This is a genomic window from Streptomyces sp. SN-593 (assembly GCF_016756395.1).
Lineage (GTDB): Bacteria > Actinomycetota > Actinomycetes > Streptomycetales > Streptomycetaceae > Actinacidiphila > Actinacidiphila reveromycinica.
In genome coordinates this window covers 7,439,762-7,465,127 of the sequence record NZ_AP018365.1, presented here as the reverse complement: position 1 = coordinate 7,465,127, position 25,366 = coordinate 7,439,762, and the positions used below count along the sequence as shown (strand labels likewise).

The following is a 25,366-nucleotide window of genomic DNA, read 5'->3' as shown; positions in this document are numbered from 1 at the left end:
GTCAGGGCTGGCGAAGTGGGACGGCACGGCGAGGCGCCCGGCCAGGGCGCGGCCGACCGTGTTCGCCTCCTGTGCTTCCGTCCGTGGAGGAACCGAACCGTTGAACAGCCGCCTACGCCGACTCCCACGCCGCCTCGCCCGATCGCCAATACCAGAAAATCAGGGACGAGAACGGAAAAACAGGTAGAAGCGAGGTTCTGTCCGTCTCTCTGAAACAATTCCCCTCCGGCATCGGCATGCCGCTTGATCGGCGGTGGCCTGTGGGATGGCGCGGCGAACCGGTCGGGCTGATTGTTCTGGGCCGGGACACTTACGCATGAGGATGGCACTATGGCAGACCCCGCGCTGGCGACGACGGTCGAGTTGTCGACACACACGCCCGAGACCTTCGGTGCCCTGTATGGAGCGCTGCGGGGCGTCCACGGCATCAAGACCGCCGTGGCGCCTCCCCACTTCGAGCCTGGGGACCAGGGCTCGGTCGTCGACCTGTTGACGGTGTCGTGCGCATCCGGCGGTGCGGTCGCGGTCCTCCTGGACATCGTGCGGAACCTGGTGGAGGCCAGGCGCCCGGGTTTCTCCCTGACGGTCCGGCAGGGCACCGCAACACTGGAGATCACAGCCGACACGGTCGAAGACGCGCTGCCGCTCCTGGAGGAGCTGCTTGATGGATCGTGACCTGTCCCGGTCGCGCGCCCTGCTGATCGGCAATGCCGCTTACGGCCACCCGGACGTCCCCGACCTTCCGGGGGTCCCCAAGAGCCTGGCGGCGATGGACAAGTTGCTGACCGGCGACCTGTGCGGTTGGCCGGCCGACCGCGTGACCTGCCTGGCCGAGGTGGGTACACCGTCCGAGCTGGCCGTCGCGGCTGTCGCCGCCGTCCGCGACGTGGAGGACGTGCTGCTGGTCTACTTCGTCGGACACGGCGCCCCGACCAGCGACGGCCGCTTAGCCTTGATGCTCGCCCGGACCGACCCACACCCGGAGGCACTGCCGCACACCGCGATGCTCTACGAGAACCTGGCGAGCATCATGCGGGGCTGCCCCGCCGCCACGAAACTGGTCATCCTGGACTGCTGCCACGCGGAACTCAGCACCCGATCCCACTTCCGCTTCCAGTCGGTGTCGCTGTCCGAGGCGTACCCGGTCGACGGCTTGTATGCCATCGGTGCCAGCGCGGCGAACAGGAGGGCCAAGTCCCCACTGGACGGCTCCATGACCTTCTTCACCGATGCGTTCGTATCAGTGGTCGAGGCCGGGATCCCTGGCCTTGGCCCCACGCTGCGCTTGGACCAGATCTTCCTCGACCTGCGGCTCAGGCTGCTGCGCGCCAACCGGCCCGAGCCGGTCGAAAGCGGTATCCGCGGCGCACACCGCTTCCCCTTCGCCCGCAACGCAGCCGCGTCCGCCCACCCACCGGCCCGCGACACCGTGCCTGCCGACCCACCGGCCCGCGACCCCCTGGCCCACGACGCGATGCGCGCACCCGCGCCGCACAACAGCAGGCGCACCGTCTTGATGGCCTCGGCGTCGGCCCTCCTTTTCAGCCTGGGCGGGATCTGGCTGAGCGGGGATCGACCGCGTGCCACCGCACTCTCCCCGTCCGACTCGCATCGACCTCAGCCCGGTCCGACCCGAGGCGGGGCACCCACGGCGTCATCCACCACGCCGGCTGCCTCTGCCGTGCACGACGCGAGGCCCTTTGTCGTGCGCGGCGCGGCGCCCTTGGCGGCGCCCCTCAGCGGCGATTCCTTCGTCACATCCGTCGCCTTCGACACGGACGGCAGGACGCTGGCCAGCGGCGGCAACGACGCCATGATTCACCTTTGGGACGTCACCGACCCTGCTCGCGGCGTGGCCACCGTCGCGTCGCTCTCCGGTCATGAAGGCAGTGTCGAGTCGATCGCGTACAGCCCTGACGGAACAATGCTGGCCAGTGCGGGCGACGACGCGACCGTCCGCCTGTGGGGCACCGCCGACCCCACGCGGGCCGCCGTTGTGGGCCGGCCCCTGACGGGGCATCGCGGCGCCGTGTGGTCGGTGGCGTACAGTCCCGCCGGTGGGATGCTGGCCTCCGGCGGCGACGACGGCACGGTCCGGCTTTGGGACGTCGCCGACCCCGCTCGGGCACGGCAGCTCGGCGCCCCGCTCACTACCTCCCGGGGCTCGACGGGCGCTGTGGCGCTCGGCCCCGATGGCAGGGTGCTCGCCGCCGGCTGCGACAACGGCGACGTCCTGCTGTGGGACGTCAGCGCCCCCGCCCGCCCTGTGCAGTTGCCCAAGGCCCTCCTCGGCCATCACCGCTACGTCCCGTCGCTGGCGTTCGCTCCCGACGGTAGGACACTCGCCGCCGGCAGTGACGACGGCACCATCCTGCTGTGGAACATCACCGACCCCAGCCGGCCCGTACGCGTCGGCAAGCCCCTGACGGGGCATCACGACACCGTGTGGTCGCTCGCGTACAGCCCTGACGGCAGGACGCTCGCCAGCGGCGGCAACGACCGGCGGATCTTCCTGTGGAACACCGCAGATCCGGCTCGTATCGTCCGCATCGGACAACCCCTCGACGGCTACCATAACGACGTTTCATCTGTAGCCATCGCCCGCAGCGGCCGCCTCATGGCAGGCGCCTGCGGCGACGGCACGGTGCAGTTGTGGCGGCTCAACGGCTGAACCAGCGCGCCTCGCGGCCAGCAGTCTGAGCTGCCCCGAGTTTCGCGGAGCGCGGTGCCACGACGATGTGGTTGTCCGTCATGCCGGGCAGCCACAGGGCGACCGCGCTCTGTGAACGGCACGGTTTCACGGACGCGGGTGAGCCCAGCGATCTTCTGCCCGATGGCGTGGGCAGGGAGCGGGTCATGGCGAAGAGCCTGGCCGCTGTCACCATGTGATGTGAGGAGTACGCCGGGCGCCGCCGCCCGTCGACGGAGCGTTCTGCGGGAGCTCAGGGGTTTGCCGCGGCGGCGCCACCGGCCGGCTCGCGGTGAAACCCGCCCGGCCCTGCCGCCCTCGGCCCCGCCACCGTCTCGCCCTACGACGTGAGCGCTGCTACGCCCGCCACAGCAACCCCGCTGGAAGAGCCCCAGGTCGCCGGCTGGGAAGGGCTTCCCCGGCCGGCGACCTGCTTCCTCCCGGGCTGGCGCCGCCACACGGTCGGCGCGATGACCTGCTGTCAGCCCGCGCCGCGGCTGTCAGCTCGTGGCGGTGCGGTCCTGGTCCTGGACCGACGAGCCGGCCTCGGCTCAGCCTCGCTGGACGTCATGCCCTACTCGGACCTGATCATTCGAGGTCAAGGCACCCGCGCCAAGCTGAAACGCCTGGTCAAGCTCGACGTCCTCACCGAGGCCGAGACCGGCAGCTTCACCAGGAAGCAGTAGCCGACGAACACGGTGACCAGTGGCCCTTTCCCAGCCTCATCCCGAAAGGGACATCACCTCGCGAACCGCCGGACGAAGGCGCTCAGCGCGGGCACCTGATCGTGTCCATTCTCGGCGGCTCCAGCCGCCACGTCTCCATCCCGGGCATGGCGGCCTCCATCAGCCCGTGGGCCGACATCGCGACCGGAGTCGTCGTGCCCGACGCCGGACACTTCATCCCCGACGAGCAGTTCGCGCTCGTCGCCGGCGCCATCCCCGGTTCGTCCTCGACGGCGACTGACCCGGCGCCGTCACGCGCGGTCCTGAGCCTGTTCCGCCGAAGACCAGCACCTGTTCGCCCGGAGACCAGCGCCTGCTCAGCCGAAGAAGGGACGAGCTCACGGGCCCGGGCCGCACGGACCGCGTCGCCGATCACCCGCGAGGTCGATGTCGCGCCCGGGCACCGGGCGAGCCCGTGTCCCGTTCTCCGATCGCCAGGGCTCCCCTGAGTCCGCCCAGGGCGTCCCGGATCGCGTCGGCGAGCCCGCGCGCGGGATCGCGGATCCAGTCCTCGACGGCTGTGGTGAACACGGCGGTGGCGGCCTGCGCGGCGAACGCCGCGTCCCGGCGCGGGGTGCCGCGGGAGGTGAGCGCGTCGGCGACGGCCGCCGTCATCGCGGCCATCTTCAGCAGGTCTCGTTCCTGCAGGTCGGTGGAGGAATCGATGATCGTCCGGCGGGCCCGGGCGAGTTCGGGGTAGCCCTCGACCTGGGCGGCGGCCGCCGTGGCGAACGCCTCCACGGCGGCGTCCAGCGGGCCGAGTTCGTCGCCGGCCGCGGCGAGCACATCGAGGACCCTCGCCTGGAGCGCGTCGGCGCTGGCGAACATGACCTCACGCTTGTCCGCGAAGTGGTTGAAGAAGGAGCGCTTGGTCATCTCCGCCCGCTCGGCGATCTCGGCGACAGTCACCGCGTCGTACCCGCGCTCGACGAACAGGGCCATCGCCGCCTCCTGCAACCGGCCGGGCGCGTCGGACTTCCTTCGGACCATGCGCCCAGCCTACCTCACTTACTTGCACTCGGTGAAAGTTACGCCTATCGTGATTTGCACCGGGTGAAAATATGTGGGTCCCCGCACCGCGGACCACACCGCCCGTCCCGGCCTCGGCCGCTGCGCACCCTTCGTTCCTCGAGGAGTCACCCAGCCATGACCAGCACGCCCACGCCCTCCCTCGCCGTCGCCGTCATCGGTGCCGGCCGTATCGGCAGCGCCGTCGCCTTCCAACTGCGGCGCGCCAGCCACGCGGTGACCGTTGTGGCCCGCCCCGGTTCGCGCCGCCTGGCCCAACTGCGACGCGACGGCGGGATCGTTCTGACAAACGGCGATCGCGCTGTCGTCAAGATCGCTGAACACCTCGATGAGCAGGCCCAGTTCGACCTGGTCATCGTCACCGTGCTCGCCCACCAGGCAGGCACGCTCCTGCCGGCCCTGCAGCGCAGCCCGGCCCGGTGTGTGCACTTCATGTTCGTCACCCCCGAGGCCGAGCGACTACGTTCCGCCGTGGGCGCGGACCGTGCCACGTTCGGCATGGCCGCCGTCCTGGCCACGCTCGACGGCGACGGGAGGCTCGGACTGACGATCCCCAAGACGAAGGCCATGCAGGGAGACCAGCGGTGGGTGAACCTGTTCCGGGCCGCGGGCATGCCGTCCGCGCTGGAGCCGGACATGGGGCGCTGGCTGCGCTCCCAGGTACCACTCACCATCGCCATGGAGGGCGTCTCGGTCGCCGGCATGCGGCACAAACGCGGGGCGGGCTGGGCCGAGGCGAGGACCGGGGCGCGGGCACTGCGCGCCGGGTACTCGATCCTCCGCGGCCTTGGAGAAACCCCCTACCCGGGCGCGAAGAAGCAGATCAGCCGCGCCCCCGGGCTGATGCTGACACTCATCCTGTGGGGGGTGTCGCGCAGCAGGTTCCGCGAAACGGTCGGGAATTCCGCCGAGGAGTGCCGCGGCCTGATCGACCTGCTGGCCGCCGAAGCCGCACAGGTGCCGGCGCTGGGTGAGGCCGCCGGCGCCCTGCGCGCGCTGCGGCCCGCGAAGGCCGACCGTGACCGCGCCGCCCCCTCCCGGCTCGCCTGACGACACACGACCACGGAAAGCGGACTCATGAACCACGGACCCTACGGGCCCGAGCACCCCGACATCACCTACGTCCCGCACGACTACCCCGAGGCAGTGTTCGACACCGGCGAGGTGGCACTGAACCACGCCGTCGCCGGGTCGGGCAGCAAGCCGGTTCTGCTGCTCATACCACCGCAGGCGACCTCCTGATGGGGCTACGAGCGGGCCATGCGGCTCCTGGCAGACGACTTCGAGGTCTTCGCCGTGGATCTGCGCGGCCAGGGACGCTCAACCCGGCCCCCCGGACGCTACACGGTCGACAACATGGGCAACGACCTGGTGCGGTTCATCTCCGGCAGGATCAGGCGACCGGTCGTCGTGGCCGGCAACTCCTCCGGCGGGCTCATCGCGGCATGGCTGTCCGCCTACGCGCCGCCCGGCCTGATCCACGGGGCCTGCTACGAGGGCCCGCCGCTGTTCTCCGCCGAGATCCGTCCTCCCTAAGGCCCTGGCATGAGCCAGACTCACGGCGCGATGTTCCAACTCGTCAACGCCTATCTGGGTGACCAGTGGCAAGTCGGCGACTGGGAGGGACTGCGGCGGGCCTTCGCCCGGGACCTGCCACTGGTGGTCCTGCACGGCCTGGCGAGAATGGCGACCCGGCACCGGCGGCGACGGAGGCCAGTCGTACGTCAGCGGCGAAGAACCGCCGCCGACCTTCAAGGAGTACGACCCGGAGTGGGCCCGGGCCTTCTGGACCGGCTCGGCGACCGCGTCCTGCGACCACGCGCGCATGCTCTCCGCAGTGAAGGTCCCGGTGCTGTTCACCCACCGCTTCCGGCACGTCGACGAGACGACGGGCCGGCTGCAGGGAGCCCTCACCGACCTGCAGGCACGGCATGTGCGCGAGCTCGTCACCGGAGCCGGGCAGCACATCACCTACGAATCACTCCCCGACGCCCCCACAACCTGAGCCGGGCCGACCCGGAGACCTACGCCGCCCTCCTACGCGACTGGGCCGCCACCCTCGATGCTGAACCCGGCCGTACGTGAACGGGCCCGCGCCAAGGTTCACCGCCTCCCGGCGCCCCTCGGCGCCTCGCCCGGCCACGACGTCCGCGAACGGCTCCCCGACCCACCGGAGAAGAGCGACGACGGCGGGCATGACCTCAACCCCTTCGGCACGTTCACCGTCTCGTGGACAGTGAGGCCCCGCGCTGGGCAGCCGTTCGGCGCCCCAGGCGTACGCGGCCCCGCGTCCGGCTGCGCGTGAAGGCTTCGCACCGGGCGGTTCGACCGGACGGCACCGCGTCCCCGGCAGCCGCATCGCGACGGGCCCCAGCACACCGAGGAACACCGAACGGGAGACACGGAGACGCACCATGAAACTGATCACCATCAAGGAGCACACACTGCACGCCGGTGTGGCGAGAGCGTCCGCCGCCCGGTCGGCCGGGGTGAGCCCCGGCTTCGGCGCGAGCTACGACCCGGCGAGCGGCCTGCCTTACAGCCCGTCGGCCGAGGTGCTGGAGGACCTCGACGAGGGACGCCTCGCCGCCATGGACGCGCACGGCATCGGCATGCAGGTGCTGTCCAACCTCACCACCCAGTTCCTGCCCGCCGACGTGGCGCCGGAACAGGTACGCGACGTCAACGACCGCCTCGCGGCGGCCTGCTGGCGCCACCCCGAGCGGTTCGCCGCGTTCGCCTCGCTGCCGACCACCGCCGCCGACCGGGCACGTGCTGGGCACCGACCGCATGATGTACTCCGTCCACTACCCCTTCGTCGGCAACGACGGAGCTCGCGCGTTTCTGACGGGCTCCGGCCTCTCCGAGGACGCCCAGCACGACATCGCCCACCGCAACGCCGAACGTCTCCTGCGACTCTCACCGGCGACGTCCGCACGGTGACGGACTGGGCGCTTCTTCGGTGTCCGGCCAGGCGCGGAAGCGGCTCGCCGCGCCGAATGGAATCACGGGGGTGTCGACGCCGCACCGCCGGTAAGGCTCGCGGCGGCGGAACGGTGGGTGGTGGCGGCGGTGTGCGCGGGGCTCGCGCTGGTCGGGCTGACCTCGGGCACGGCGGGTGCTCGCGGTGGATCGTCCCTGTTGCGCTGTTGTCTGCTCGCCATCGCCATCGCAACGCTCCCGGCGGGCGCGCCGGCGGGACGCCCGCCCGGCTGACCGCGAGCGCCGGCGCTGGGGTTGGCGCGGGGTGGGGACCGTCGGAGGCGCCGGTGCGCCTGACCAGCGTCCGGCTGATGTTCGACCAGGAACCGCCCGCGCCGGAGTTCACCAAGATCCCCGACGGCTCGAACGAAGCCGATGTCCGGCAGGTGTCGTGACCCAGGCTTCCAGGACTCCACTATGGTCCGTGCAGCTCACAGCTTGCGGATGAGGCCGTGGTGCTCCGGCCCCCAACTTCGCGCCGCACGGTCCCGAGGCGTACCCGGGCCCAGGGAACGAACGGACACGCATGACGCGTTGAAGTGCCCGACGTTCTCTCGTCTCAGCAGTGACGACAAGCAACCGAGACTCGTTCCGAAGTCAAAAGGTGCCTCACTATGTCCGACCAGCCCGATTTCGATCATCTCGACGTCGACTACGACCAGTTTCTACCCCTTCTCCAGGGCGCCAACGACGGCCTGCTCGCCGCGCTCGCAACTGTCCCCGAGTCGGGCCGGGTGCTCGATCTCGCATGCGGCGTGGGGGAGCCGGCAGTGACACTGGCGCGGCAGCGACCCGATCTTCGGCTGACAGGCATCGACATCTCCGAGACCCAGATCGAGGCCGCGCGGTCACGGGCCGCTCAACTCGGCAACGACGGTGTGCGCTTTGAGGTCATGTCCATGGACGCTCTGGAGCTGGACACCGGTTCGGTCGACGCAGTCATGTCCCGTATGGGCGCACTGATGATGGGCGATCCCATACGCACTGTCCGGGAGGCCGCGCGCGTACTCGTCCCCGGCGGCAGGCTCACCGTCGCAGTATGGGGAACGCTCGACATGCACGCCGCCATGCGGCTCGGCCTCCGCTGTCTTGAGGCCGTGCTGCCCGCGGAACAGGTACCCGACCTCAGTGTCTTCGACAAGCTGGCCGCTGCCGGCGTACGTGAAGGGATCCTCCGCGAGGCAGGTCTTACCGCGGTCGATTCGCGCACCCTCCGCTGGACCTTCGAACGCGCCGACTTCGAGAGCTGGTGGTCCTTCGTCCTCGCCATCCCCGGCCCCATGCAGGACGCGTTCCGCCGTCTTGGCCAGGACGCACTCGGCCGGGCACGCCGAACCATGGCCGAACTTGCCGCCCCCTGCCGCCGGCGGGACGGCTCTTACGCGTTCCCCATGGGCTGCCAACTTCTCAGCGGGCGACTCTGAAAGGCACTTGAGGTAGGCAGAGTCCCCGCCATGCGGCTTAGGGCTCGTAAAAAGATCTTGTTGAAGTGCCCCGGTCGGACGTAACTGTTGTGACGATCCGACGCCTGTGGAAGCAAGGCTCCATGTGCAAGTGCACCACGTCCGCGCTCTCGCCGACCTCGCACATGCCGGATGGCAGCCTTCCGACTGGGCGCGCGTCATGCTCCATCGGCGCCGCAAAACACTCGTGGCCTGCGACATCTGCCATGACCGTATCCATTCGGAACAGTGCGGCCGACCCAACCGGATGGATCATGATGCACCGTCGCCTCGCCCGCGACTACGAGACCAAACCGGCGTACTCCGAGAGCGTGATCCGCCTCGCGATGATCTCCCACCTCGCGAAACGAGCGACGGGGAAACGGTCATAAAATGGAGCAAGCTATGAACTATCGCTTCTTCAAGCAGGACGTCCTCTCAGCACAAGGGGCTGCGGGGCAGCAGGCGGTCCGAGATGATCTTCTGCTGGATTTGGCTGGTTCCTTCGAAGACGGTGGTCAGGCGGGCGTCACGCCAATAGCGCTCGACTCGGCGTTCGGTGGTGTAGCCGTTGCCGCCGTGCAGCTGCATGGCCTGGCCGGTGACCTCGACAGCCATCTCGGTGGCGAGGAGTTTGGCCATCGCGGCCTCCCGCTCGCAGGGACGGCCGAGGTCGATCAGGTGGGCGACCTGCTGGTAGAAGGCGCGCGCCTGGTCCACCCGCGCGGCCATCTCGGCGACCATGAAACGCAGGGCCTGAAAATCTCCGATGGGGTGATCGAACTGGTGGCGTTCCTGCAGGTACAGCAGGCACTCCTCGACCGCGGCCCGGGCGAGGCCGACCGCCCGCGCGGCGGTGTGCACGCGCGCCACATTGAGGTCCTGTTCGATGGCCCGGAAGGCGTTGGTCTCCTTGCCCTTGCCGCCGGCGCCGGGACGGCCCAGATCGGTGACCAGGTTGGCGGCCGGCACGCGCAGCCCGTCGAACTCGAGGTTCCACGTGAGGAAGCCGTGGTAGCCGATCTTGTCGATGGGGTTCCCGGTCAGCCCCTCGGGAAAGGCACCGGGCTCCTTCTCGACAACGAGGGTGCCCATGCCCGCTGACCGCCGCTCTCCGGGTTCGGGATCCCGAACCCGGCACAGGAGCTGGATAAAGTCCGCGGCCTTGGCATTGCCGCACCAACGCTTTGTCCCGGTGACGACGAAGTGGTCTCCGTCGCGCACCGCGCGCGTGCTGACACCGGCGAGGTCGGAGCCGGCGCCGGGCTCGGACAGGGCGACGGCGCCGATCCACTGCCCGCGCGCGCTCTTCTCCAGCAGCCGGCGGCGCTTGGCCTCGTCGTCGAAGCCGGTGCCCATGCCCTGCGCCCGGGCGATGATGCTGGCGACGCTCATCCAGCCGCGGGCCAGCTCTTCGGCGATCAGGCAGTACTCGAACACCCCCAGCCCCATGCCTCCGTACTCGGTGGGGACGAGGATCCCGAAGTAGCCCTGCTTGCTCAGCCTCTCGATCAGCGAGCGCGGCATCTCGCCCTTGTGCTTGTCGAGTTCGTCGGCGACCGGGCGTACCTCCTCGTCCGAGAAGCGGCGCGCCTCGGCCTGGACGGCCAGCCGCGCACCGGTGTCGTACGGGGGAGCCAGAACCGGGACCGGCGGAGCGATGACGGTGGGAGAACTCATGGGCCACTCCTTCGTATCCCGCATGACGGCATGCCATGCCGTTTCTACCCTTCGGGACTATGCGCCCGGCCCGGGTCCCGCGTCAACCTGCGCTAGCCGGTGAGGTTCGCGCTGATCTCGGCCGCCGTCCGGACCGCCAGGTCCCCCCAGTGCGGCACTTTGCGGTGGTCGAAGCGGATGTCCGGCATCGAGATCGCGATGCCTGCGACGGGCCTGCGGCCGGGGCCGAGCACCGGCGCACCGACGGCGCACACGTTGGCCCGGTTCTCGCCGATGTTGACGGCGTAGCCGAGCTCGCGGGTCTCGCGGATGTTCTCCCGGAGCCGGGCTGGGTCGGTGATGGTGTTCTCGGTGACCCGCTCCAGTCCGTGGGCGATGACGCGCTCCACGTCCGCGTCGCCCATGGCGGCCAGCATGCTGCGGCCGATCGCCGTGACGTGCAGCGGCCCCGAACTGCCCAGGCGGTTGTAGGTGCGTACGGGCTGGTCGCAGTCCACCCGGTCGATCAGCACGATCCGCTCCAGGCCGTCGAGCACCGAGAGGTGGATGGTCTCCTGCGTGGCGTCGCGCAGCGCGGCCATGGGCTCGGCCGCCGCCTCCCGGACGCCGACCTCGCCCACCGCCCGCCTGCCGACGATCAGTGCCTTGGCCGTCAGGTTCCACCGGGTCTGCTCCTCCTCGGTGGGGCGCAGCCATCCGGCCTCGGCCAGCGTCACCAGGATGCGCTGCACGGTGGAGGTGGGCAGGCCGACCAGGCGCGAGAGCGCGCCCACACCGATGGGCTGGTGCTCGGAGACGGTCTCCAGCACCCGGAGGCTGCGAAGCACGCTCTGCATAGCGGTTCTCCTTCATCGACGGTCGCTGCCGACGCGTCGCTCATTGCCGTATCGCTCATTGACGTATCGCTCATTGACGTATCGCTCATTGACGCCGGGGTCGACCCGGAGCCATGCTGGGAATCCAATTTCGGGATGGCATGCCACATCGTGGCATGAATTCCCCTTCGCTTCAACGAGGAGGTGAAGGCGTTGCTCCGGACCCCATCCGCGCACTCGTCGACGGCGGTGCTGGCCGCCGCATCGAGTCGACTGCGCTTCGAGGACCTTCCGCCGCAGGTGGTCACCCTCGCGCGGCAGTGCCTGCTCGACGTGCTGGGCACCATGCTCGCCGGAGCCCGCGAGCCGGCGGCGCGCATCCTGGCGGACTTCACAGGCGCGGAGGCCGCGGGCGGCCCCTGCACCCTGGTGGGGATGCCCGGCACGGCCGCTGCGTCGTCCGCCGCACTGGTCAACGGCACGGCCGGCCACGCACTCGACTTCGACGATGTGATCGGCACCGTGGGCCATCCCTCGGTCGCCGTGGCTCCGGCCGCGCTCGCTGTGGCCGAGCGGACCGGCGCTTCCGGGCGCGCGCTGCTGACGGCGTTCGTGGCCGGGGTGGAGACCCAGGCGCGGATCGCCGCGGCGGTCGGCCCCGCGCACTACGCCCGCGGCTTCCACTCCACCGCCACCTTCGGCTCCTTCGGCGCGGCCGCCGCGGTCGCCCACCTGCTGGGCCTCGACACTCCGCGCACCACCACGGCGCTGGCGATCGCCGGAACCCAGGCCGCCGGGCTGAAAGCGGTCTTCGGCACCATGAGCAAGCCCTTGCACGCGGGCCGCGCGGCGGCGAACGGAGTCGTCGCCGGCGAGTTGGCCGTGCGGGGCTTCACCAGTGCCGACGACATCCTCGGGCACGCGCAGGGCTTCGCCGCGGCCGAGTCCGACGCCTTCGACGCCCGGGCGCTGTCGCCGAGTTTCGGTGATCCCTGGCACCTGGAGGAGGTGCGGTTCAAGACCCACGCCTCCTGCTTCCTCACCCACGCCTCCGTCAACGCCCTGATCGCGCTCCGCGCCCAGGACGGATTCGACCCTGGCGAGGTGGCGCACATCGGGATCGCGGTGCCACCGGGACATCTGGACGTGTGCGGCATCCCCGAACCGCGCACCGGACTGGAGGCCAAGTTCAGCCTGACCGGCACGGCCGCGCTCGCACTGGTCCACCGGCGCGCCACCCCCGACCTGTTCACCGACGCCGCGACGGCCGATCCGGCCGTCCTGGTGCTGCGCGAGCGGACGGCCGTCGTCCCCGACCCGTCGCTGTCCGGCCCCGTCGCCGAGGTGCGCGTCGCGCTGCGCGACGGACGCGAGCTGCGATCCGCGGGGGACATGCGTGCGCCGGCCTGGACCGATGACCCCGCAGAACAGGACGACGCCCTGGCGGCGAAGTTCACGGGACTGGCCGAACCGGTACTCGGCCCCGAGCGCGCCGCCTTGGTGGCGCGTGCCGTCGCCGGACTGGCCGGCCTGGACGACGTGCGTGTGCTGTGCCGACAGCTGCGCGCCTGACCCGAGGGAATCCCATGTCGCAAGAACTCGCAGCGATCAAAAAGCGCGCCCGCCTCCTGGCCAAGGGCCGATACTTCGAGGACTTCGAGGCGGACCAGGTCTTCGAGCACCACTGGGGGCGCACCCTGACCGAGGCCGACTCCGTCCTGTTCACCACCCTGACGCTGAGCTACAACCCGATCCACTTCAACGCGGAGACCGCCCAGGAGCAGGGGCACGAACAGCTGGTGGTCCACCCGAACCTGCTCTTCCTCACGGTGTTCGGGCTCAGCGTGGAGGACCTCAGCGAGAACGGCGGCCCCTTCCTCGGCGTCGAGGAACTCACCTTCCACCGGCCGGTCCTGGTGGGCGAGACGGTCCGCGCGCGCAGCCGGGTCCGCACCGCGCGGCGCTCCGACAGCCACCCGGGCATGGGCATCGTCGGCTGGCGCACCGAGGGCCTGGTCGGCGACGAGGTCGTGGTGGATTTCGTCCGTACCAACTTCGTGCGCACCGCCGGCGCGCCCGCCGTCCTGTGAGCTGAGGAGACACCGACATGTACTTCGAGGACTTCACCGTCGGCGACGTCTACGAGCACGCCCGCGGCAAGACCGTCACCGAGATGGACGGCGTCCTGATCACCAACATGGTCATGAACACCGCCCAGGCCCATTTCAACGCCCACTCCCGCGAAGGCAGCGCTTTCCCGCACGTCCTGGTCTTCGGCGGGGTGACCATATCCATGGTCATCGGCCTGGCCACCCAGGACACCGGCGAGCACGCGCTCGCCGAACTCGGCCTGGACCGGATCAGGCTGCGGGCCCCCGTCACCCACGGGCACACCCTCTACGCCTACACCGAGGTCCTGGACAAGCAGGACGCCGACCGGCCCGACGCCGGCGTGGTCCGTTTCAAGCACTGGGGCGTCAACCAGGACGACGTGCTGGTCTTCGAAGGAGAGCGCACCACGCTCATCCAGCGGGCCGGAGCCCGGCGATGAACGGCCCGCTCGACGGAATCGTGGTGGTCGACCTGACCCGCGCGCTGTCCGGTCCCTACGCGACCATGCTCCTCGCCGACCTCGGCGCCGACGTCATCAAGGTCGAGTCCCCGGCCGGCGACTCCGCCCGAGGCACCGGCCCCTTCCCCAGCGACGACGAGGACCACCACTACGGCGGCTACTTCCAGAGCGTCAACCGCAACAAGCGCAGTGTCGTCGTCGATCTCCGCTCCCCGGAGGGCACCGCGGCGGTGCGGCGGCTGGCCGCCGACGCCGACGTGCTGGTGGAGAACTTCCGCGCCGGGGTCATGGACCGGATGAGCCTGTCCTACGAGTCCCTGCGGTGCGACAACCCCCGCCTGGTCTACGGCGCGTTGCGCGGGTTCGGCGACCCGAGGACCGGAACCAGCCCCCATGTGGACCGGCCTGCCTTCGATGTCGTCGCGCAGGCCATGGGCGGCCTGATGGGCATCACCGGCCCCCCGTACCAGCCCACCAAGGTCGGCGCCGGCATCGGCGACGTCTTTCCGGCGACGCTGCTGGCCGTAGGCGTCCTGGCCGCCCTGACCGACCGCGCCCGCACCGGACACGGCCGGTTCGTGGACGTCGCGATGTACGACGCCATCGTCTCCCTGTGCGAGCGGACCGTCTACCAGCACTCCTACACCGGCGCGGTCCCGACCGGCGAAGGCAACGACCATCCGCTGCTCTGCCCCTTCGGCCTCTACCGCACCGCGGACGGCTGGGTGACCGTCGCCGCCCCCCGCGACCACCAGTGGCAGGCGCTGTGCACCGCCCTCGGACGGCCCGACCTCGCCGAGGACCCGCGCTACGCCACCAACAACGCGCGGGTCGCCGTACGCGACAAGGTCCGCGCCGTCATCGAGGAGTGGACCACGCAGCGCACCTCCGCCCAGGTGGTGGCGGCCGTCGCCGCGGACGTGCCCTGCGGTCCGGTGAACACCGCGGCGGACCTGTACGCCGATCCACACCTTCGTGCCCGCGAGATGCTCGTCGACATCGAGCACCCCGGCAGCGCACGGACGGTCACCGTGGCCGGACAGCCCATCAAGTTCGCCGGCTCCGGCGCCGCCGTCCACCACCGCGCTCCCCTGCTGGGCGAGCACACGGCCGAGATTCTCGGCCCCGGTACCTCAGCGGGCTAAGACCGCTGATCACCCGCCACCTCGTTTCCCCGTCCCGTCTTTCATCGGAGGCATGCCATGCGAACGCGCCGCAGTGAACTGTCCACCCCCGGAAGCAACGAGAAGATGCTCGCCAAGGCTGCCAGCAGCGACGCCGACCTGGTCTTCTGCGACCTCGAAGACTCCGTCGCGCCCGCCGAGAAACCAGCCGCACGAGCCAAGATCGTGCACGCTCTGCTCAACCACGACTGGCGGCCGGCCACCCGGGCCGTGCGGATCAACGACCTGGAAACCCACTACGCCTACCGCGACATCCTCGACGTGGTCACCGGCGCTCGGGACGCCCTGGACATCGTCATCGTGCCCAAGGTGAAGTCCGCGCGAGACGTGTGGTGGGTGGACCGCCTGCTCACGCAGATCGAGACCGACCTCGGCCTGACCAAGCGGATCGGCATCGAGGTCCTCATCGAGGAAGTCGAGGCGATGATCGCCACGGAGGAGATCGCCCATGCCTCACCCCGCCTGGAGGCACTGATCTTCGGCCCCGGGGACTATTCCGCCTCCCAAGGGGTCCGGGTCGCGGCGATCGGCGCCTCCGACGGCGGCTACCCCGGCGACCTCTGGCACTACGCCCGCAACAAGATCGCCATTGCGGCCCGCTCCGCCCGGATCGCGGCCGTCGACGGCCCCTTCGCCGACTTCAGCGACCCTGACGGTTACCAGCAGCAGGCCCGCCTCGCCCACACCCTCGGCTTCTCCGGCAAGTGGGCCATCCATCCCAGCCAGATCGCCCTGGCCAACGAGGAGTTCCGCCCCACAGACGAGGAGATCGCCCAGGCCCGCAAGCTGGTCGCCGCTTTCGGCGAGGCCAAGACGCGCGGACTGGGGGCGGTCGCCGTGGACGGAACCATGGTCGACATCGCCTCCGTGCGCCTGCTGCGCAACACCCTCGACCAGGCCGAGGCTCTCGGCTTGTGAATGCCGCCCGTTCCACGTCGGGTCGACCTGTCCCCGCTGAGCTTGATTTTCAACCTCGCGCGTCCCCCGACCTGCTGAGGTTGTTCATCTCCGGGGGCGTGTGACACAGCCGTCTGCCTGCGGCGGCGGCGACTGGCCGACATCGGCCGACATCGTCGTCGCCGCAGGACTCGCCATGGCAGGCTCCGGGTGGTCACCCCAGAGCTGCGCGGCGCTCGATCGTCGGGGGCTCCAGCGGAGCTTTCGCCGAGGGAGCCGCGTAGGCGATGGCGATGGTCATGAAGGATTTCCCCCCGGTAGCTGATGGATGATCGGGACGTGCCGGATCCGCGCCTTCGCGGGTCGGCCCGCCAGGTTCTCGCCACCGCTTACGGGGACCCGTGGCGTGTCGGGCGAGAGCGTCGAGGAACACGCCCGGATCCCAGGTTCAGCACCGTGCTGAGGGCGACAGCCTCGGCAACCCCTTCCGCGGTGACCCGAGCCAGTTGCTCACCACGGGCTTCAGCCGGCTGCCGTCGCGCCGGACCAGCCACCGACGGCGCTCACCTGAATCCCTACCGCGTCCGTGGACAGGGCCCGACAGTGGCCAGAAAGCCGAGCAATTCCTTGTTGAGCCGGTCCGGGGTGTCGAGCGGAATCATGTGCGCGGCATCAGCGATCACGCTGAGCTCGGCATGCGGGATGGCCTTCGCCAGCAGGGTGACGTCGGCTACTGGAGTGTTGGTGTCCCGTCCTCCGGCCACTACCAGGGTCGGGCAGGTTAGTGCCGCCAGTTGGTCCGCTGCGTCGAAATGTGCGATCCGGTCCCATGCGGGTGCGTACACGGCAGCGTCCATGGCGCGGATCGACTTCTCGAGTCGGTCGAGTATGTCCGGTCGGCGCTCTACCGTGGCCGGAGCAAGCCAGTTGGTCACGAGCGGCACGACGGCGCCCATGCCGTCCTGGCGCACGGACGCTGCGTGGCTGCGCATGAACGCGCGCGTCTCGTCGGTGAATGTCGCCGCCGTCGCGATCAGCGTGAGGCTCTTCACTAGGCCGGGACGCGACAGCGCGAGCTGCTGGGCGATCATTCCGCCGAAGGAATGACCGACGATGTGGGCGCTGCCCCCCGCATCGGCCTCGACGATGTCGGCGACGTCCTGTGCCAGGTGGCCGATGCCCGCGTTTCGAGGCGGAGGGTCGGACATCCCGTGACCGGGCAAGTCGACGGCTACCACCCGATAGCGATCGGCAAGGGCTTCGATCTGGCGGTCCCAGTACGTCAGGTCCAGGCCGACGGCGTGCAGCAGCACAACTGTCTCCCGGTCGGCAGGGCCAGCTTCGACGCGGTTGAACCGCCTGGGCCGCAGACACCCACTGCTCGGCATCATCGACACCTTTCTCTAGTGGTCACTACAGAAATGGACGTTAGCAGATGTGTGAACCGATCGCCGACCTCGAGCCCGCTCCTCGCGCTGGAGCCGGCCCGTCGGCCCGCAGGCATCCCCTGCTCACACCGACCCGCCCGCCCACATCTTTCTGCAGCACCCGTTATACAATTGCGCCATGCCGACACCGACGCGCCCCAGGGGGCGACCACGCTCCTTCGACCGGGACGCCGCGCTGGACGTTGCGATCAAGCTGTTTTGGACGAACGGCTACGAGGCGACCTCGATCAGCGACTTGACCGCCGCGCTCGGCATCGGTTCGCCCAGCCTGTACGCTGCGTTCGGCGACAAACGGGCTTTGTTCAACGAAGCCGTCGAGGTGTACGCGGATCGGTACGGTGGATACATCACCCACGCCCTCGGCCAGGAGCCGACCGCCAGGCAAGCGATCACGCGGGTGCTGCGAGAGGCCGCCCACGAGCACACGCTCCCCGGCAGACCGCGTGGCTGCATGCTGCTGTGCACCGTCGAGGCCGCCGGCAGCACCGAGGTCGCCGACCTGCTACGTCAGCACCGCGAGCGGCACATCGCCGCCTTCCAGCAGCGCATCCAGGCCGACGTCGACGCGCATGTCCTGCCGCCGGAGACCGACGCCGCGGCCCTGGCCCACTACACCGAAGCGACACTGCAAGGCATGTCGCAGTCCGCCCGCGACGGAGCCAGCCGGCATGTGCTCGAGCAGGTGGCTGTTCTGGCCGTCCAGGGTTGGCCGCGTGAACTTCGCTAGTGTGATGCGCCAGGAATCCTGAGGGTTAGTTCTCCGAGCATCGAGAACGCGCGCGACCTTCCGGACTGAAGGTTTCGCAGTCCTGTGTCGCGGGCGGCACGGATGCGGTCCTCGGCCCTGGCCCGCTGGCGGTGCCGCAGCTCCAGCTACGCGATCGGAACGTCGATCGTGTTGGTCGCGAAGCACGTGATCCGCATGCCGTCGGCGTCAGTGATCCTCAACTGGGTGCCCGGATGCGGTCGTTCCTTGCGCACGATCAGCCGCAGGCCCTTCGGCCAGCCCTTGAGCACGTCGCCCGCGAGCTCGGCAACCCAGGCTCCGTCGCGCACGTCGCCGTCCGGTTCGATTGCGGGCGTCCAAGCGGCGGCGGGGACGAGGAGGACGGCCTGGTGGATTGCGTCGGTGATGACCATCCCGACCGAGTAGGACAACCAACGTCCCGGTGCGGTGAGCCAGTTCAGGAAGTCGTGGGTGCCGCCGGCGGAGTCGGTGCGGATCAGGGTCCGTCGCCGGCGAAGCTGGCAGTGACGCTCTCGTCGCTGACGATCGCTCCCTCGGGGAGCAGGTGGGCATGGAAGGTGCTGCGGGGGGGTCAGATCGCCGTCCTCGGGGGCCGGAGGCGGACTCCAGCCGTGCCGCGGGGAGTGGGCGGGCGGCGCGCCGATGAGGTCGGCCAGAGCGCCTGGACATCGGAGGTCAGCGGGGTCTCGAACCTCAGGTGGCTCAGAGCATCATCGCCGATGATGTTGACCACAGGAGACTGCGCCTTGCGGGCGTTGTGCAGGTTGGCCAGACCGTTGGCCAAGCCGGGACCGAGATGCAGCAAGGTCGATGCCGGCTTACCCGCCATCCGCGCGTAGCCGTCGGCGGCACCGGTGGCCACGCCCTCGAACAGACACAGCACCGGCCGGATCCCGGCCCCCTGTTCCAGGGCGCTGACGAAATGCATCTCCGAGGTGCCCGGGTTGGCGAAGCACACCTCGATGCCGGAAGCCGCCAGTGTCTCCACGACGCTCCGCGCCCCGTTCGCAGCGCCAGCGTTGGCCTCGGCCGGAGGAGTCGTTGATGCCTCGGCCATCAGGCGCCCCGAACCTGCCGGGCGGCGGAAGCGAGCCGGGCCTCGGCAATCTGCTGGACGACCCGCTGCGGGGTCACGCCCGTCGAACGGGCCATGTCGAGAACGTGGCTGACGGTGTCGCCGATGCCCTCCACCCGCTTGTGGGCGGCCTCGTGGCTGTAGTTCTCCGATTCCCGGCTGAGCGCGTAGACGATGCCGCCGGCACTGGCAACGTAGTCGGGGACCCAGACGACGCCGCGCCCCGCGAGGGCATCGGCGACGGACTCCTCGGTGAGCTGATTGTTGGCCGGGCCGACGACCAGAGGGGCGGTCAACCGGGGCACGGCTTCTTCGCTGAGGATGCCGCCGACGGCCGCCGGGACAAAGATGTCGGCGGGTGCGGACAGCGCCTGATCGGGCTCGACCCATCCGTAACCGCTCGCCAGGGCGGCGTCCTTGCGGGACTGGTCCACATCCGACACCACGACGTGAGCGCCTTCGGCGGCCAAGCCGTCCGCGATGCCGCCGCCGACCGACCCGAATCCGCTGATGACCACCGTACGACCGGCGCAGGAGGCGTCGCCGAACACATGCCGTGCACCAGCACGCAGCGCGGCCAGCACGCCGGTGGCGGTGGGACCGCCGGAATTGCCGGTCCCACCGTGCTCCTCGGGCGCGCAGTACGCGTACGGCGAGAAACGCTTCAGGACCACCATGTCGTCCGGGCCGGTGCCGATGTCGGGGCCGGCCCGGTACGACCCTTCCAAGGAGGCGATCACATCGCCCAGGTCCTCAAGTGCGGCCTCGCGCAGGTCTGCGGTGACTTCGGTGTCCTTGCCGAGGGCGATCACGCTCTTGCCGCCGCCGAAGTCCAGACCGGCCACCGCGGCCTTGTAGGTCATGGCCTCCGACAGGCGCAGCGCGTCGGCCAGTCCGTCCTGCCAGGTGTCGTAGCGCCGCAGTCGGCACCCGCCGACCGCCGGGCCCAGAGCCCGGGAGTGGAGGGCGACGATCAGGGACAGGCCGGAACGGCTGCCGCGGCGGACTACGACTTCTTCGTGTGCAAATGCTTGGCTCATGCACCCGAAGCTAGAGTGATGCACGGATCACTCGGCCTTGTGCCGAATTAAATTCGGCCTTTGGATCGTGGAGGTAGTCATGGACGAAGTTGATTCGGCGATCGTGCATCATCTGCAGGTAGATGGTCGGCTGTCCAACCGTGCGCTCGCCGAGAAGATCGGCATCGCACCGTCCACCTGCCTCGAACGCACCAGGCTGCTGCACAAGCGCGGCATCATCCAGGGGTACAAAGCCCAGGTCTCCCTGCGGGCACTCAACCGCCCGGTCCAGGCAATGGTGTCCACCCGGATCCGGCCGCTGCGCCGGAACGTCGTCGCCGCCTTCGAGCAGTCGGTGACCCGGCTACCGGAAGTCGTCTCGGTCTACACGATGGCCGGCAGCGACGACTTCCTTGTCCATGTCACAGCCCAGGACATCGACCATCTGCACGCCTTCCTCCTGGACCAGTTCACCAACCGCCGCGAGATCGTCAGCTTCCGCACCGCGATCATCTACCAGCACCTCACGAACCCAGTGCTCGACCCTCTGTCTCCGACGGCACAGCAACACACCTGAGAGCGTGAATGACCGGAAGCGAGCGGCTCGCGGAGCAGTTGGACTGGTACTGGCGCAAGAACCTGCGGCCAAGGCTGGACGGTCTTGCCGACGAGGAGTACTTCTGGGAGCCGGTGCGCGGCTGCTGGAGCATCCGCCCACGTGGCACGTCGGCCGCACCGATGTCGGCAGGTGCGGGGAAGTGGACGATGGACTCCGCGTCCCCTGGCCCGGAGCTGGCGCCGGTGACCACGATTGCCTGGCGGCTGGCGCACATCATCGTCTCGTGCCTGGGCTATCGGGTCGGATGGTACTTCGGCGGCCAGGACGTCGACTCCGAGACATTCGCCTACGCGGGGACCGCCGATGAGGCGCTGAAACAGCTCGATGAGATGTACGGGAGATGGAACACGGGGGTCCGCGAGCTCTCGGACGCCGACCTGGACAATCCGCCCCCGAGGGGTCCCGAGCGGTATTCCATGGAGAACAGGGTCCTGCACGTCAACAGGGAGCTGATCCATCACGGCGCCGAAATTTCCCTGCTGCGCGACCTCTACCGCTGGCAGGACGGAGCCGCACCGCACCGAGTATGAGCCGGGTGCGGTGCCAAGCAGCAGTCAATCAAGCGCCCCAGCCGTGCGAACCCCGCCGTTCGGATTCCGGTCTGGGTAAGCGCCTGGACACCGCAGGCGGTCATGTCATGCCTCCGGCGGGTGGTCCGCTTCGCGGTGGGCTGTCAGCAGTGGGGGCACTCCGGCGTCTCCTGCGGGGAGGGGAAGGTGCGGTGGCCCGCCAGCCAGTCGGTGAGCCATTCGGCGAGCGTGAACTTCTCCGGGAAGAGGTAATGGCGTTCGCAGCCGCGGTTGGGGTCCCACCCCCTCATCATGCCTTCGGGAGTGCTGAGGTCGATGCACCACCAGATGGCGCAGCCCATGGCCATGATCGGCAGGATGTGGTCGATGGTCGGGTCGGGCAGTCGCTGGCGAGCGCGGCCAGCGCGTCGTACTCGGCCGGACCCGCCCGAGGTGCGGCGAAGTAGGCGCTACCGCTCCGTCTCCGGGCTGTAGCGCGCTCCGACGAGGCCAGCCCTTGCCCGGCCACGTCCTCCCGAACGACCAAACCGCACACAATGCCCCCTAGGGTGCATTCTGGTCTGTAGCGGATGGCTGACCACTGCATGGGACCCACACTGGACACGGGAGGCAGACGTCATCATGGACCGCACCGCCGACCGCGCCGACCCGAGGGAGGCCGGTGCCTCCTGGGCGACGGCCGCCAAGGCTACGCTGCACTGCCTGACCGGCTGCGCGATCGGCGAGATCCTCGGCATGGCCGTCGGGACCGCGCTGCTGTGGGGGAACGCCCCGACCATGGTCCTGGCGATCGCGCTGGCGTTCCTGTTCGGCTACTCCTTCACCCTGTATGCCGTGCGCAGGGCCGGCCTGAGCTGGAAGGCCGCCATCCGCGTCGCGCTGGCCGCCGACACCGTCTCCATCGCCATCATGGAACTGGTCGACAACCTCGTCATCGCCCTCACCCCCGGCGCCCTGGACGCCCACCTGTCCGAGGGGCTGTTCTGGTACGCCCTGCTCGGCGGGTTCGCCGTCGCCTTCCTGGTCACGACGCCGGCCAACAAGTGGATGATCGGGCGCGGCAAGGGACACGCTGTCGTTCACGCGCACCACTGACGCAGCCCCGGGCGCGGTCGCCGGCAGCGCGGACGGCGGGATCACGGCCTCGGTACTGGTGGGCTCGCATATTCGACTGTCGCCAGTTCTCGTGGGAAGCGAGGGTGGCCCTGACCGTGTGTATCGAGAACCTGTCAATCCGCAGGCGACACCCCGCTTCGCTGATGTGCCTTGAAGACATCTCGGAAGCTCATGTGCACGATACGGCTGGAGGCGACGAGCGCTGGGAGGCGTCTTCCTGGTAGCTGCACTCACTTCAGGACGCAAATGCCCATGATCGTCAGATCGGCTCACGAATGGGACGGGGAACGGCTCAGCTACTTCGACGTCGCACCGGATCACGGAGAAGTCGAGCCGGAGTGCGTCGTCCTCATGCACGGCGGAGGCAGGGGCGACAGCAAGGAGCCGAGCCTTCCCTTGGCGGAGGGCCTCACCGAGCACGGATACCGGGTGCTCGGCTTCGACTTCACGACCTCGACCGCGTGCTGCGCTCCCCCCGGATCGACTGGGCAGCCGTCCGCGCCACCCCGGCGGGCCACCAATCACCGCTGGCCAAGCTCCCCACCGCGAAGACCACGACGTAGCGCCATCGCCGTGCGGCTGGAGTCCGCGGGGGCACTGCGGACGCTCGGCGCACGGAGACTCCGAACTCACCCGGCGCTGTCGGCGCCGTGCGTTTCCGCGATGGCCAGCCTGAGAACCTGCTCCGCCTCCCAGGCTTACTACGGACGCAAACGCAACGAGGGGAAGGGGCACAAGCAGGCCCTGCTCGCTCTGGCCCGTCGGCGAGCCAACGTCTTGTGGGCCATGATCCGCGACGGAGCGTGCTACGAGGTCCTACCAACCGTCACGGCAGCGGCTTGACATCGTCATTGGGAAGTTCTTTATCTACCAGGATCTTCCGGGCTTGCCGATGGCCTTGAGGGTCTCGGGCGTTTGACGGTCTTGCGCGTTCGCCCTGCCGGTCTTCCTGCCCGAGTCGCGCACGGTCCCCGCGGCCGTCTCCGGCCCGCTCCCCGCGTGCCGGTGCCCCCGGTGCGCGGGCTGCGCACGGGGGCACCGGGACACGTCACCACGGCCGCCCAGTCCCGTCGGGGCCGGTGTCCGGACGGCCGCGGGGGGCGCAGGATCAGAAGACGCTGACCCCGTAGGCGCTGAGGGCCTCCGTCACCGGCTGGAAGTACGTCGTGCCGCCGGAGGTGCAGTTGCCGCTTCCGCCCGACGTGAGGCCGATCGCCGCGGTCTTGTCGTAGAGGGAGCCGCCGCTGTCGCCGGGCTCGGCGCAGACGTTGGTCTTGATCAGACCGGAGACGACGTCGCCCCCGCCGTAGTTGACGGTCGCGTTGAGCGCCTGGACGGTGCCGGTGTGGATGCCGGTGGTCGAGCCGCGCCGCGTGACGGACTCTCCGACGTAGGCGTTCGCCGCGGTGGTGATGTCCTGGGAGCCGACCGTCCCGTCGTGGGCGACGGTCGAGTCGTAGCGAACGATGCCGTAGTCGTTGCCGGGGAAGCTCGTGCCGACGGTCGGGCCGATGTACACGCTCCCGGAGGTGTAGTACGCCGGCAGTCCCTCGGTGCAGTGGCCGGCGGTCAGGAAGTAGTACGTGCTGCCGCTGCGGACGTTGAAGCCGACCGAGCAGCGCCACGAGGTGGTGAGGACCGCGTCGCCGCCGGAGATCAGCTTGTTGAACGTGCCGGCGACCCGGGTGACCTGGACGGCGTCGCCGTAGCCCGCGGTGGACCGGCGCAGCTGGGCCACCTGGCTCTCCGTCACCCGGCTGTCGACGTTGACCACCAGAGTGTCGGACCGCGGGTCCACCGACCATGCGGTGCCCGCGATGTCGGCCTTCCGGGCCGCCTCGCCCGCCTGGGCCAGTTCGGCGGAGCTGTGCGCGACGAGCCGGGGGGTGGCGCCCGCGGCGCGGACGGCGTCGGCCGCGGCCTGGGTGCTGACGTTGACGACCGTGGTCCCGCGTGCGCTGTCGTAGTACGTACCCGCGGTGCTGTGCGCGCCGAGGTGCGCGGCGATGGCCTCGGCCGCGGCGGGGGTTGCCTTGGGGGCGGGTGCGGCGGTCGCCGACGGGAGCGCGAAGGCCGTCGCGGCGAGCATCCCTGAGGCGACCGCGATCATCTGTATGCGTCGGGTGGACTTCACTCGTTCCTCCTGTGTGGGGGGAAGCAGAATGGACTCACTCGTCCGTACACCGCCAAGTCCGCGCCGGTTAACGGACACGGCGTGCTGCTGACGGGTACCCAACGGAGTATTCATACTTCACAGGAAACACACAAGAGTTTCTCAGTAAGAGACTCCGCCGGCCCGCGGTCCGCGTCCGGTCGGCACAACGTTCCTCTGCCACATGCAAGTTGACGAGTAGTCAGCTTGCCTTTTCCGCCGGGAGGGGCTCCGCACAGGCCCCGCGGGGGCGGGCGGCACGCTGCCGTGGAGCAGCCGACCTGGCTGCGCCCCCGGGCGCAGCACCGTGGGGTGGCCGGGCCGGGCCGGGCGGCCGCACGCACGGCCGACGGCCGTTCCGCCGGCGGGAGTTCAGAGGCCGGGGGCTCGGGGGCCGGGCGCGGCCCTCCCGCTTCGCTGCGGCCCCGGGGCGGACGTCCTGCCCGAGGCCGGCGGTCCGGGAATACGGCCGCCGTGCGGGTGCGGGTGCGGGTGCGGGTGCGGGTGCGGGTCGGCCACGGCGCGACGCGCGCGGCGGCCGGCCCGTGTGCGGCACGGGAGGCGGGGTTGTGGACGGACAGGTCGGTGCCCTTGGGGAAGTACTGCCGCAGCAGCCCGTTCGTGCACCAGACCCACCGTCACCA

General features: G+C 69.9%; 26 protein-coding genes and 5 pseudogenes. 22 read left to right on the top strand and 9 right to left on the bottom strand.

Translation table 11 applies throughout. The features are described from left to right. The first annotated feature begins 330 nt into the window (after positions 1-330). The 4 genes and pseudogenes from RVR_RS31760 to RVR_RS38115 form a co-directional block, all read left to right on the top strand. The gene (locus RVR_RS31760) at positions 331-675 is read left to right on the top strand and encodes an effector-associated constant component EACC1 (RefSeq protein ID WP_202237330.1); all 345 of its coding nucleotides are present in this window, start codon (positions 331-333) and stop codon (positions 673-675) included. Next, complete coding sequence (locus tag RVR_RS31755) at positions 665-2,671, top strand: caspase, EACC1-associated type (RefSeq protein ID WP_202237329.1); 2,007 nt, start codon at positions 665-667, stop codon at positions 2,669-2,671. The genes RVR_RS31760 and RVR_RS31755 overlap by 11 nt, the downstream gene beginning before the upstream one ends. Positions 2,672-3,036: 365 nt before the next feature. After that, positions 3,037-3,375 (top strand): hypothetical protein, encoded by a 339-nt coding sequence (locus RVR_RS31750; protein WP_202239715.1) that lies wholly within the window; start codon positions 3,037-3,039, stop codon positions 3,373-3,375. 74 nt (positions 3,376-3,449) lie between these two features. After that, positions 3,450-3,629, top strand: a pseudogene (locus RVR_RS38115) (alpha/beta fold hydrolase); the annotation flags it as partial. Between the two features lie 157 nt (positions 3,630-3,786). Here the strand turns inward: RVR_RS38115 and RVR_RS31745 are convergent. Next, complete coding sequence (locus RVR_RS31745) at positions 3,787-4,404, bottom strand: TetR/AcrR family transcriptional regulator (RefSeq protein ID WP_202237328.1); 618 nt, start codon at positions 4,402-4,404, stop codon at positions 3,787-3,789. A 156-nt stretch (positions 4,405-4,560) separates the two neighbouring features. Here RVR_RS31745 and RVR_RS31740 point away from each other — a divergent pair, with 156 nt between their 5' ends. The 8 genes and pseudogenes from RVR_RS31740 to RVR_RS38095 all read left to right on the top strand — a co-directional run. Then, positions 4,561-5,493, top strand: a complete 933-nt coding sequence (locus RVR_RS31740) for a ketopantoate reductase family protein (RefSeq protein ID WP_202237327.1) — start codon at positions 4,561-4,563, stop codon at positions 5,491-5,493. 27 nt (positions 5,494-5,520) lie between these two features. Continuing rightward, positions 5,521-5,685 carry a hypothetical protein gene (locus RVR_RS38110; protein WP_237405079.1) on the top strand — a complete coding sequence of 55 codons (165 nt, stop codon included), beginning with the start codon at positions 5,521-5,523 and terminating at the stop codon, positions 5,683-5,685. A gap of 18 nt (positions 5,686-5,703) precedes the next feature. Next, complete coding sequence (locus RVR_RS38105) at positions 5,704-5,979, top strand: alpha/beta fold hydrolase (RefSeq protein WP_237405078.1); 276 nt, start codon at positions 5,704-5,706, stop codon at positions 5,977-5,979. A 58-nt stretch (positions 5,980-6,037) separates the two neighbouring features. Further along, positions 6,038-6,448, top strand: coding sequence for a hypothetical protein (locus tag RVR_RS38100; protein WP_237405077.1), 411 nt, complete (start codon positions 6,038-6,040; stop codon positions 6,446-6,448). 409 nt (positions 6,449-6,857) lie between these two features. Further along, a complete protein-coding gene (locus RVR_RS31730) occupies positions 6,858-7,820 on the top strand; it encodes an amidohydrolase family protein (RefSeq protein ID WP_202237326.1) in 963 nt (320 codons plus the stop codon). A 219-nt stretch (positions 7,821-8,039) separates the two neighbouring features. Next, the gene (locus RVR_RS31725) at positions 8,040-8,849 is read left to right on the top strand and encodes a class I SAM-dependent methyltransferase (RefSeq protein WP_202237325.1); all 810 of its coding nucleotides are present in this window, start codon (positions 8,040-8,042) and stop codon (positions 8,847-8,849) included. A 106-nt stretch (positions 8,850-8,955) separates the two neighbouring features. Further along, a pseudogene (locus RVR_RS38990) lies at positions 8,956-9,042 on the top strand (hypothetical protein); the annotation flags it as partial. A 91-nt stretch (positions 9,043-9,133) separates the two neighbouring features. Continuing rightward, a pseudogene (locus RVR_RS38095) lies at positions 9,134-9,259 on the top strand (IS5 family transposase); the annotation flags it as partial. A 46-nt stretch (positions 9,260-9,305) separates the two neighbouring features. Here the strand turns inward: RVR_RS38095 and RVR_RS31720 are convergent. After that, positions 9,306-10,547, bottom strand: a complete 1,242-nt coding sequence (locus RVR_RS31720; RefSeq protein WP_202237324.1) for an acyl-CoA dehydrogenase family protein — start codon at positions 10,545-10,547, stop codon at positions 9,306-9,308. 92 nt (positions 10,548-10,639) lie between these two features. Then, positions 10,640-11,383, bottom strand: coding sequence for an IclR family transcriptional regulator (locus RVR_RS31715; RefSeq protein WP_202237323.1), 744 nt, complete (start codon positions 11,381-11,383; stop codon positions 10,640-10,642). A gap of 192 nt (positions 11,384-11,575) precedes the next feature. On the opposite strand from RVR_RS31715, the gene RVR_RS31710 reads away from it, so the two are divergent. Genes RVR_RS31710 through RVR_RS31690 form a run of 5 tightly spaced genes read left to right on the top strand, consistent with a single transcriptional unit; the run spans position 11,576 to position 16,036 of the window. Then, the gene (locus RVR_RS31710) at positions 11,576-12,934 is read left to right on the top strand and encodes an MmgE/PrpD family protein (protein WP_202237322.1); all 1,359 of its coding nucleotides are present in this window, start codon (positions 11,576-11,578) and stop codon (positions 12,932-12,934) included. A 14-nt stretch (positions 12,935-12,948) separates the two neighbouring features. Beyond that, positions 12,949-13,452, top strand: coding sequence for a MaoC family dehydratase (locus RVR_RS31705; RefSeq protein ID WP_202237321.1), 504 nt, complete (start codon positions 12,949-12,951; stop codon positions 13,450-13,452). Positions 13,453-13,469: 17 nt separating this feature from the next. Then, complete coding sequence (locus RVR_RS31700) at positions 13,470-13,913, top strand: MaoC family dehydratase (RefSeq protein WP_202237320.1); 444 nt, start codon at positions 13,470-13,472, stop codon at positions 13,911-13,913. Continuing rightward, a complete protein-coding gene (locus tag RVR_RS31695) occupies positions 13,910-15,079 on the top strand; it encodes a CaiB/BaiF CoA transferase family protein (RefSeq protein WP_202237319.1) in 1,170 nt (389 codons plus the stop codon). Before RVR_RS31700 ends, RVR_RS31695 begins: the two co-directional genes overlap by 4 nt. Before the next feature lie 57 nt (positions 15,080-15,136). Further along, positions 15,137-16,036 carry an HpcH/HpaI aldolase/citrate lyase family protein gene (locus tag RVR_RS31690; protein WP_202237318.1) on the top strand — a complete coding sequence of 300 codons (900 nt, stop codon included), beginning with the start codon at positions 15,137-15,139 and terminating at the stop codon, positions 16,034-16,036. Between the two features lie 554 nt (positions 16,037-16,590). Here the strand turns inward: RVR_RS31690 and RVR_RS31685 are convergent. Next, positions 16,591-17,328, bottom strand: coding sequence for an alpha/beta fold hydrolase (locus tag RVR_RS31685; RefSeq protein WP_202237317.1), 738 nt, complete (start codon positions 17,326-17,328; stop codon positions 16,591-16,593). A 253-nt stretch (positions 17,329-17,581) separates the two neighbouring features. Here RVR_RS31685 and RVR_RS31680 point away from each other — a divergent pair, with 253 nt between their 5' ends. Next, positions 17,582-18,190, top strand: a complete 609-nt coding sequence (locus tag RVR_RS31680; RefSeq protein ID WP_202237316.1) for a TetR/AcrR family transcriptional regulator — start codon at positions 17,582-17,584, stop codon at positions 18,188-18,190. 68 nt (positions 18,191-18,258) lie between these two features. Here RVR_RS31680 and RVR_RS31675 read toward each other — a convergent pair. From RVR_RS31675 to RVR_RS31665, 3 genes and pseudogenes are all read right to left on the bottom strand, one after another. Continuing rightward, positions 18,259-18,705 (bottom strand): annotated as a pseudogene (locus RVR_RS31675) (transposase); the annotation flags it as partial. A gap of 77 nt (positions 18,706-18,782) precedes the next feature. Next, entirely contained in the window at positions 18,783-19,268 is a 486-nt protein-coding gene (locus tag RVR_RS31670) for a thiamine pyrophosphate-binding protein (protein WP_202237315.1), read from the bottom strand. Beyond that, positions 19,268-20,326 carry a Glu/Leu/Phe/Val dehydrogenase family protein gene (locus RVR_RS31665; RefSeq protein ID WP_202237314.1) on the bottom strand — a complete coding sequence of 353 codons (1,059 nt, stop codon included), beginning with the start codon at positions 20,324-20,326 and terminating at the stop codon, positions 19,268-19,270. The genes RVR_RS31670 and RVR_RS31665 overlap by 1 nt, the downstream gene beginning before the upstream one ends. 79 nt (positions 20,327-20,405) lie before the next feature. Between RVR_RS31665 and RVR_RS31660 the strand changes: the two genes are divergently transcribed. Both RVR_RS31660 and RVR_RS31655 read left to right on the top strand, forming a co-directional pair. Beyond that, the gene (locus RVR_RS31660; RefSeq protein WP_202237313.1) at positions 20,406-20,882 is read left to right on the top strand and encodes an Lrp/AsnC family transcriptional regulator; all 477 of its coding nucleotides are present in this window, start codon (positions 20,406-20,408) and stop codon (positions 20,880-20,882) included. Positions 20,883-20,890: 8 nt separating this feature from the next. Next, complete coding sequence (locus tag RVR_RS31655) at positions 20,891-21,454, top strand: DinB family protein (protein ID WP_202237312.1); 564 nt, start codon at positions 20,891-20,893, stop codon at positions 21,452-21,454. Between the two features lie 143 nt (positions 21,455-21,597). On the opposite strand, the gene RVR_RS31650 is transcribed toward RVR_RS31655, so the two are convergent. Then, positions 21,598-21,801, bottom strand: a complete 204-nt coding sequence (locus tag RVR_RS31650) for a hypothetical protein (RefSeq protein WP_202237311.1) — start codon at positions 21,799-21,801, stop codon at positions 21,598-21,600. 274 nt (positions 21,802-22,075) lie between these two features. On the opposite strand from RVR_RS31650, the gene RVR_RS31645 reads away from it, so the two are divergent. Both RVR_RS31645 and RVR_RS38090 read left to right on the top strand, forming a co-directional pair. Beyond that, complete coding sequence (locus RVR_RS31645; RefSeq protein ID WP_202237310.1) at positions 22,076-22,549, top strand: DUF4396 domain-containing protein; 474 nt, start codon at positions 22,076-22,078, stop codon at positions 22,547-22,549. Between the two features lie 660 nt (positions 22,550-23,209). Continuing rightward, positions 23,210-23,413: pseudogene (locus tag RVR_RS38090) on the top strand (IS110 family transposase); the annotation flags it as partial. Between the two features lie 265 nt (positions 23,414-23,678). Here RVR_RS38090 and RVR_RS31640 read toward each other — a convergent pair. After that, entirely contained in the window at positions 23,679-24,680 is a 1,002-nt protein-coding gene (locus RVR_RS31640; RefSeq protein WP_430393253.1) for a S1 family peptidase, read from the bottom strand. Between the last annotated feature and the right edge of the window lie 686 nt (positions 24,681-25,366).

What these genes read in the sequence shown, in the direction of transcription:
- RVR_RS31715 (WP_202237323.1), bottom strand. Translation starts at nt 11,383, where the DNA reads ATGCAGAGCGTGCTTCGCAGCCTCCGGGTGCTGGAGACCGTCTCCGAG.
- RVR_RS38110 (WP_237405079.1), top strand. Translation starts at nt 5,521, where the DNA reads ATGAACCACGGACCCTACGGGCCCGAGCACCCCGACATCACCTACGTC.
- RVR_RS31705 (WP_202237321.1), top strand. Translation starts at nt 12,949, where the DNA reads ATGTCGCAAGAACTCGCAGCGATCAAAAAGCGCGCCCGCCTCCTGGCC.
- RVR_RS31650 (WP_202237311.1), bottom strand. Translation starts at nt 21,801, where the DNA reads ATGGCCATGGGCTGCGCCATCTGGTGGTGCATCGACCTCAGCACTCCC.
- RVR_RS31645 (WP_202237310.1), top strand. Translation starts at nt 22,076, where the DNA reads ATGGACCGCACCGCCGACCGCGCCGACCCGAGGGAGGCCGGTGCCTCC.
- RVR_RS31670 (WP_202237315.1), bottom strand. Translation starts at nt 19,268, where the DNA reads ATGGCCGAGGCATCAACGACTCCTCCGGCCGAGGCCAACGCTGGCGCT.
- RVR_RS31740 (WP_202237327.1), top strand. Translation starts at nt 4,561, where the DNA reads ATGACCAGCACGCCCACGCCCTCCCTCGCCGTCGCCGTCATCGGTGCC.
- RVR_RS31690 (WP_202237318.1), top strand. Translation starts at nt 15,137, where the DNA reads ATGCGAACGCGCCGCAGTGAACTGTCCACCCCCGGAAGCAACGAGAAG.
- RVR_RS31695 (WP_202237319.1), top strand. Translation starts at nt 13,910, where the DNA reads ATGAACGGCCCGCTCGACGGAATCGTGGTGGTCGACCTGACCCGCGCG.
- RVR_RS31700 (WP_202237320.1), top strand. Translation starts at nt 13,470, where the DNA reads ATGTACTTCGAGGACTTCACCGTCGGCGACGTCTACGAGCACGCCCGC.
- RVR_RS31720 (WP_202237324.1), bottom strand. Translation starts at nt 10,547, where the DNA reads ATGAGTTCTCCCACCGTCATCGCTCCGCCGGTCCCGGTTCTGGCTCCC.
- RVR_RS31660 (WP_202237313.1), top strand. Translation starts at nt 20,406, where the DNA reads ATGGACGAAGTTGATTCGGCGATCGTGCATCATCTGCAGGTAGATGGT.
- RVR_RS31755 (WP_202237329.1), top strand. Translation starts at nt 665, where the DNA reads ATGGATCGTGACCTGTCCCGGTCGCGCGCCCTGCTGATCGGCAATGCC.
- RVR_RS31745 (WP_202237328.1), bottom strand. Translation starts at nt 4,404, where the DNA reads ATGGTCCGAAGGAAGTCCGACGCGCCCGGCCGGTTGCAGGAGGCGGCG.
- RVR_RS31640 (WP_430393253.1), bottom strand. Translation starts at nt 24,680, where the DNA reads ATGATCGCGGTCGCCTCAGGGATGCTCGCCGCGACGGCCTTCGCGCTC.
- RVR_RS31680 (WP_202237316.1), top strand. Translation starts at nt 17,582, where the DNA reads ATGCCGACACCGACGCGCCCCAGGGGGCGACCACGCTCCTTCGACCGG.
- RVR_RS31725 (WP_202237325.1), top strand. Translation starts at nt 8,040, where the DNA reads ATGTCCGACCAGCCCGATTTCGATCATCTCGACGTCGACTACGACCAG.
- RVR_RS38105 (WP_237405078.1), top strand. Translation starts at nt 5,704, where the DNA reads ATGCGGCTCCTGGCAGACGACTTCGAGGTCTTCGCCGTGGATCTGCGC.
- RVR_RS31730 (WP_202237326.1), top strand. Translation starts at nt 6,858, where the DNA reads ATGAAACTGATCACCATCAAGGAGCACACACTGCACGCCGGTGTGGCG.
- RVR_RS31655 (WP_202237312.1), top strand. Translation starts at nt 20,891, where the DNA reads ATGACCGGAAGCGAGCGGCTCGCGGAGCAGTTGGACTGGTACTGGCGC.
- RVR_RS31760 (WP_202237330.1), top strand. Translation starts at nt 331, where the DNA reads ATGGCAGACCCCGCGCTGGCGACGACGGTCGAGTTGTCGACACACACG.
- RVR_RS31665 (WP_202237314.1), bottom strand. Translation starts at nt 20,326, where the DNA reads ATGAGCCAAGCATTTGCACACGAAGAAGTCGTAGTCCGCCGCGGCAGC.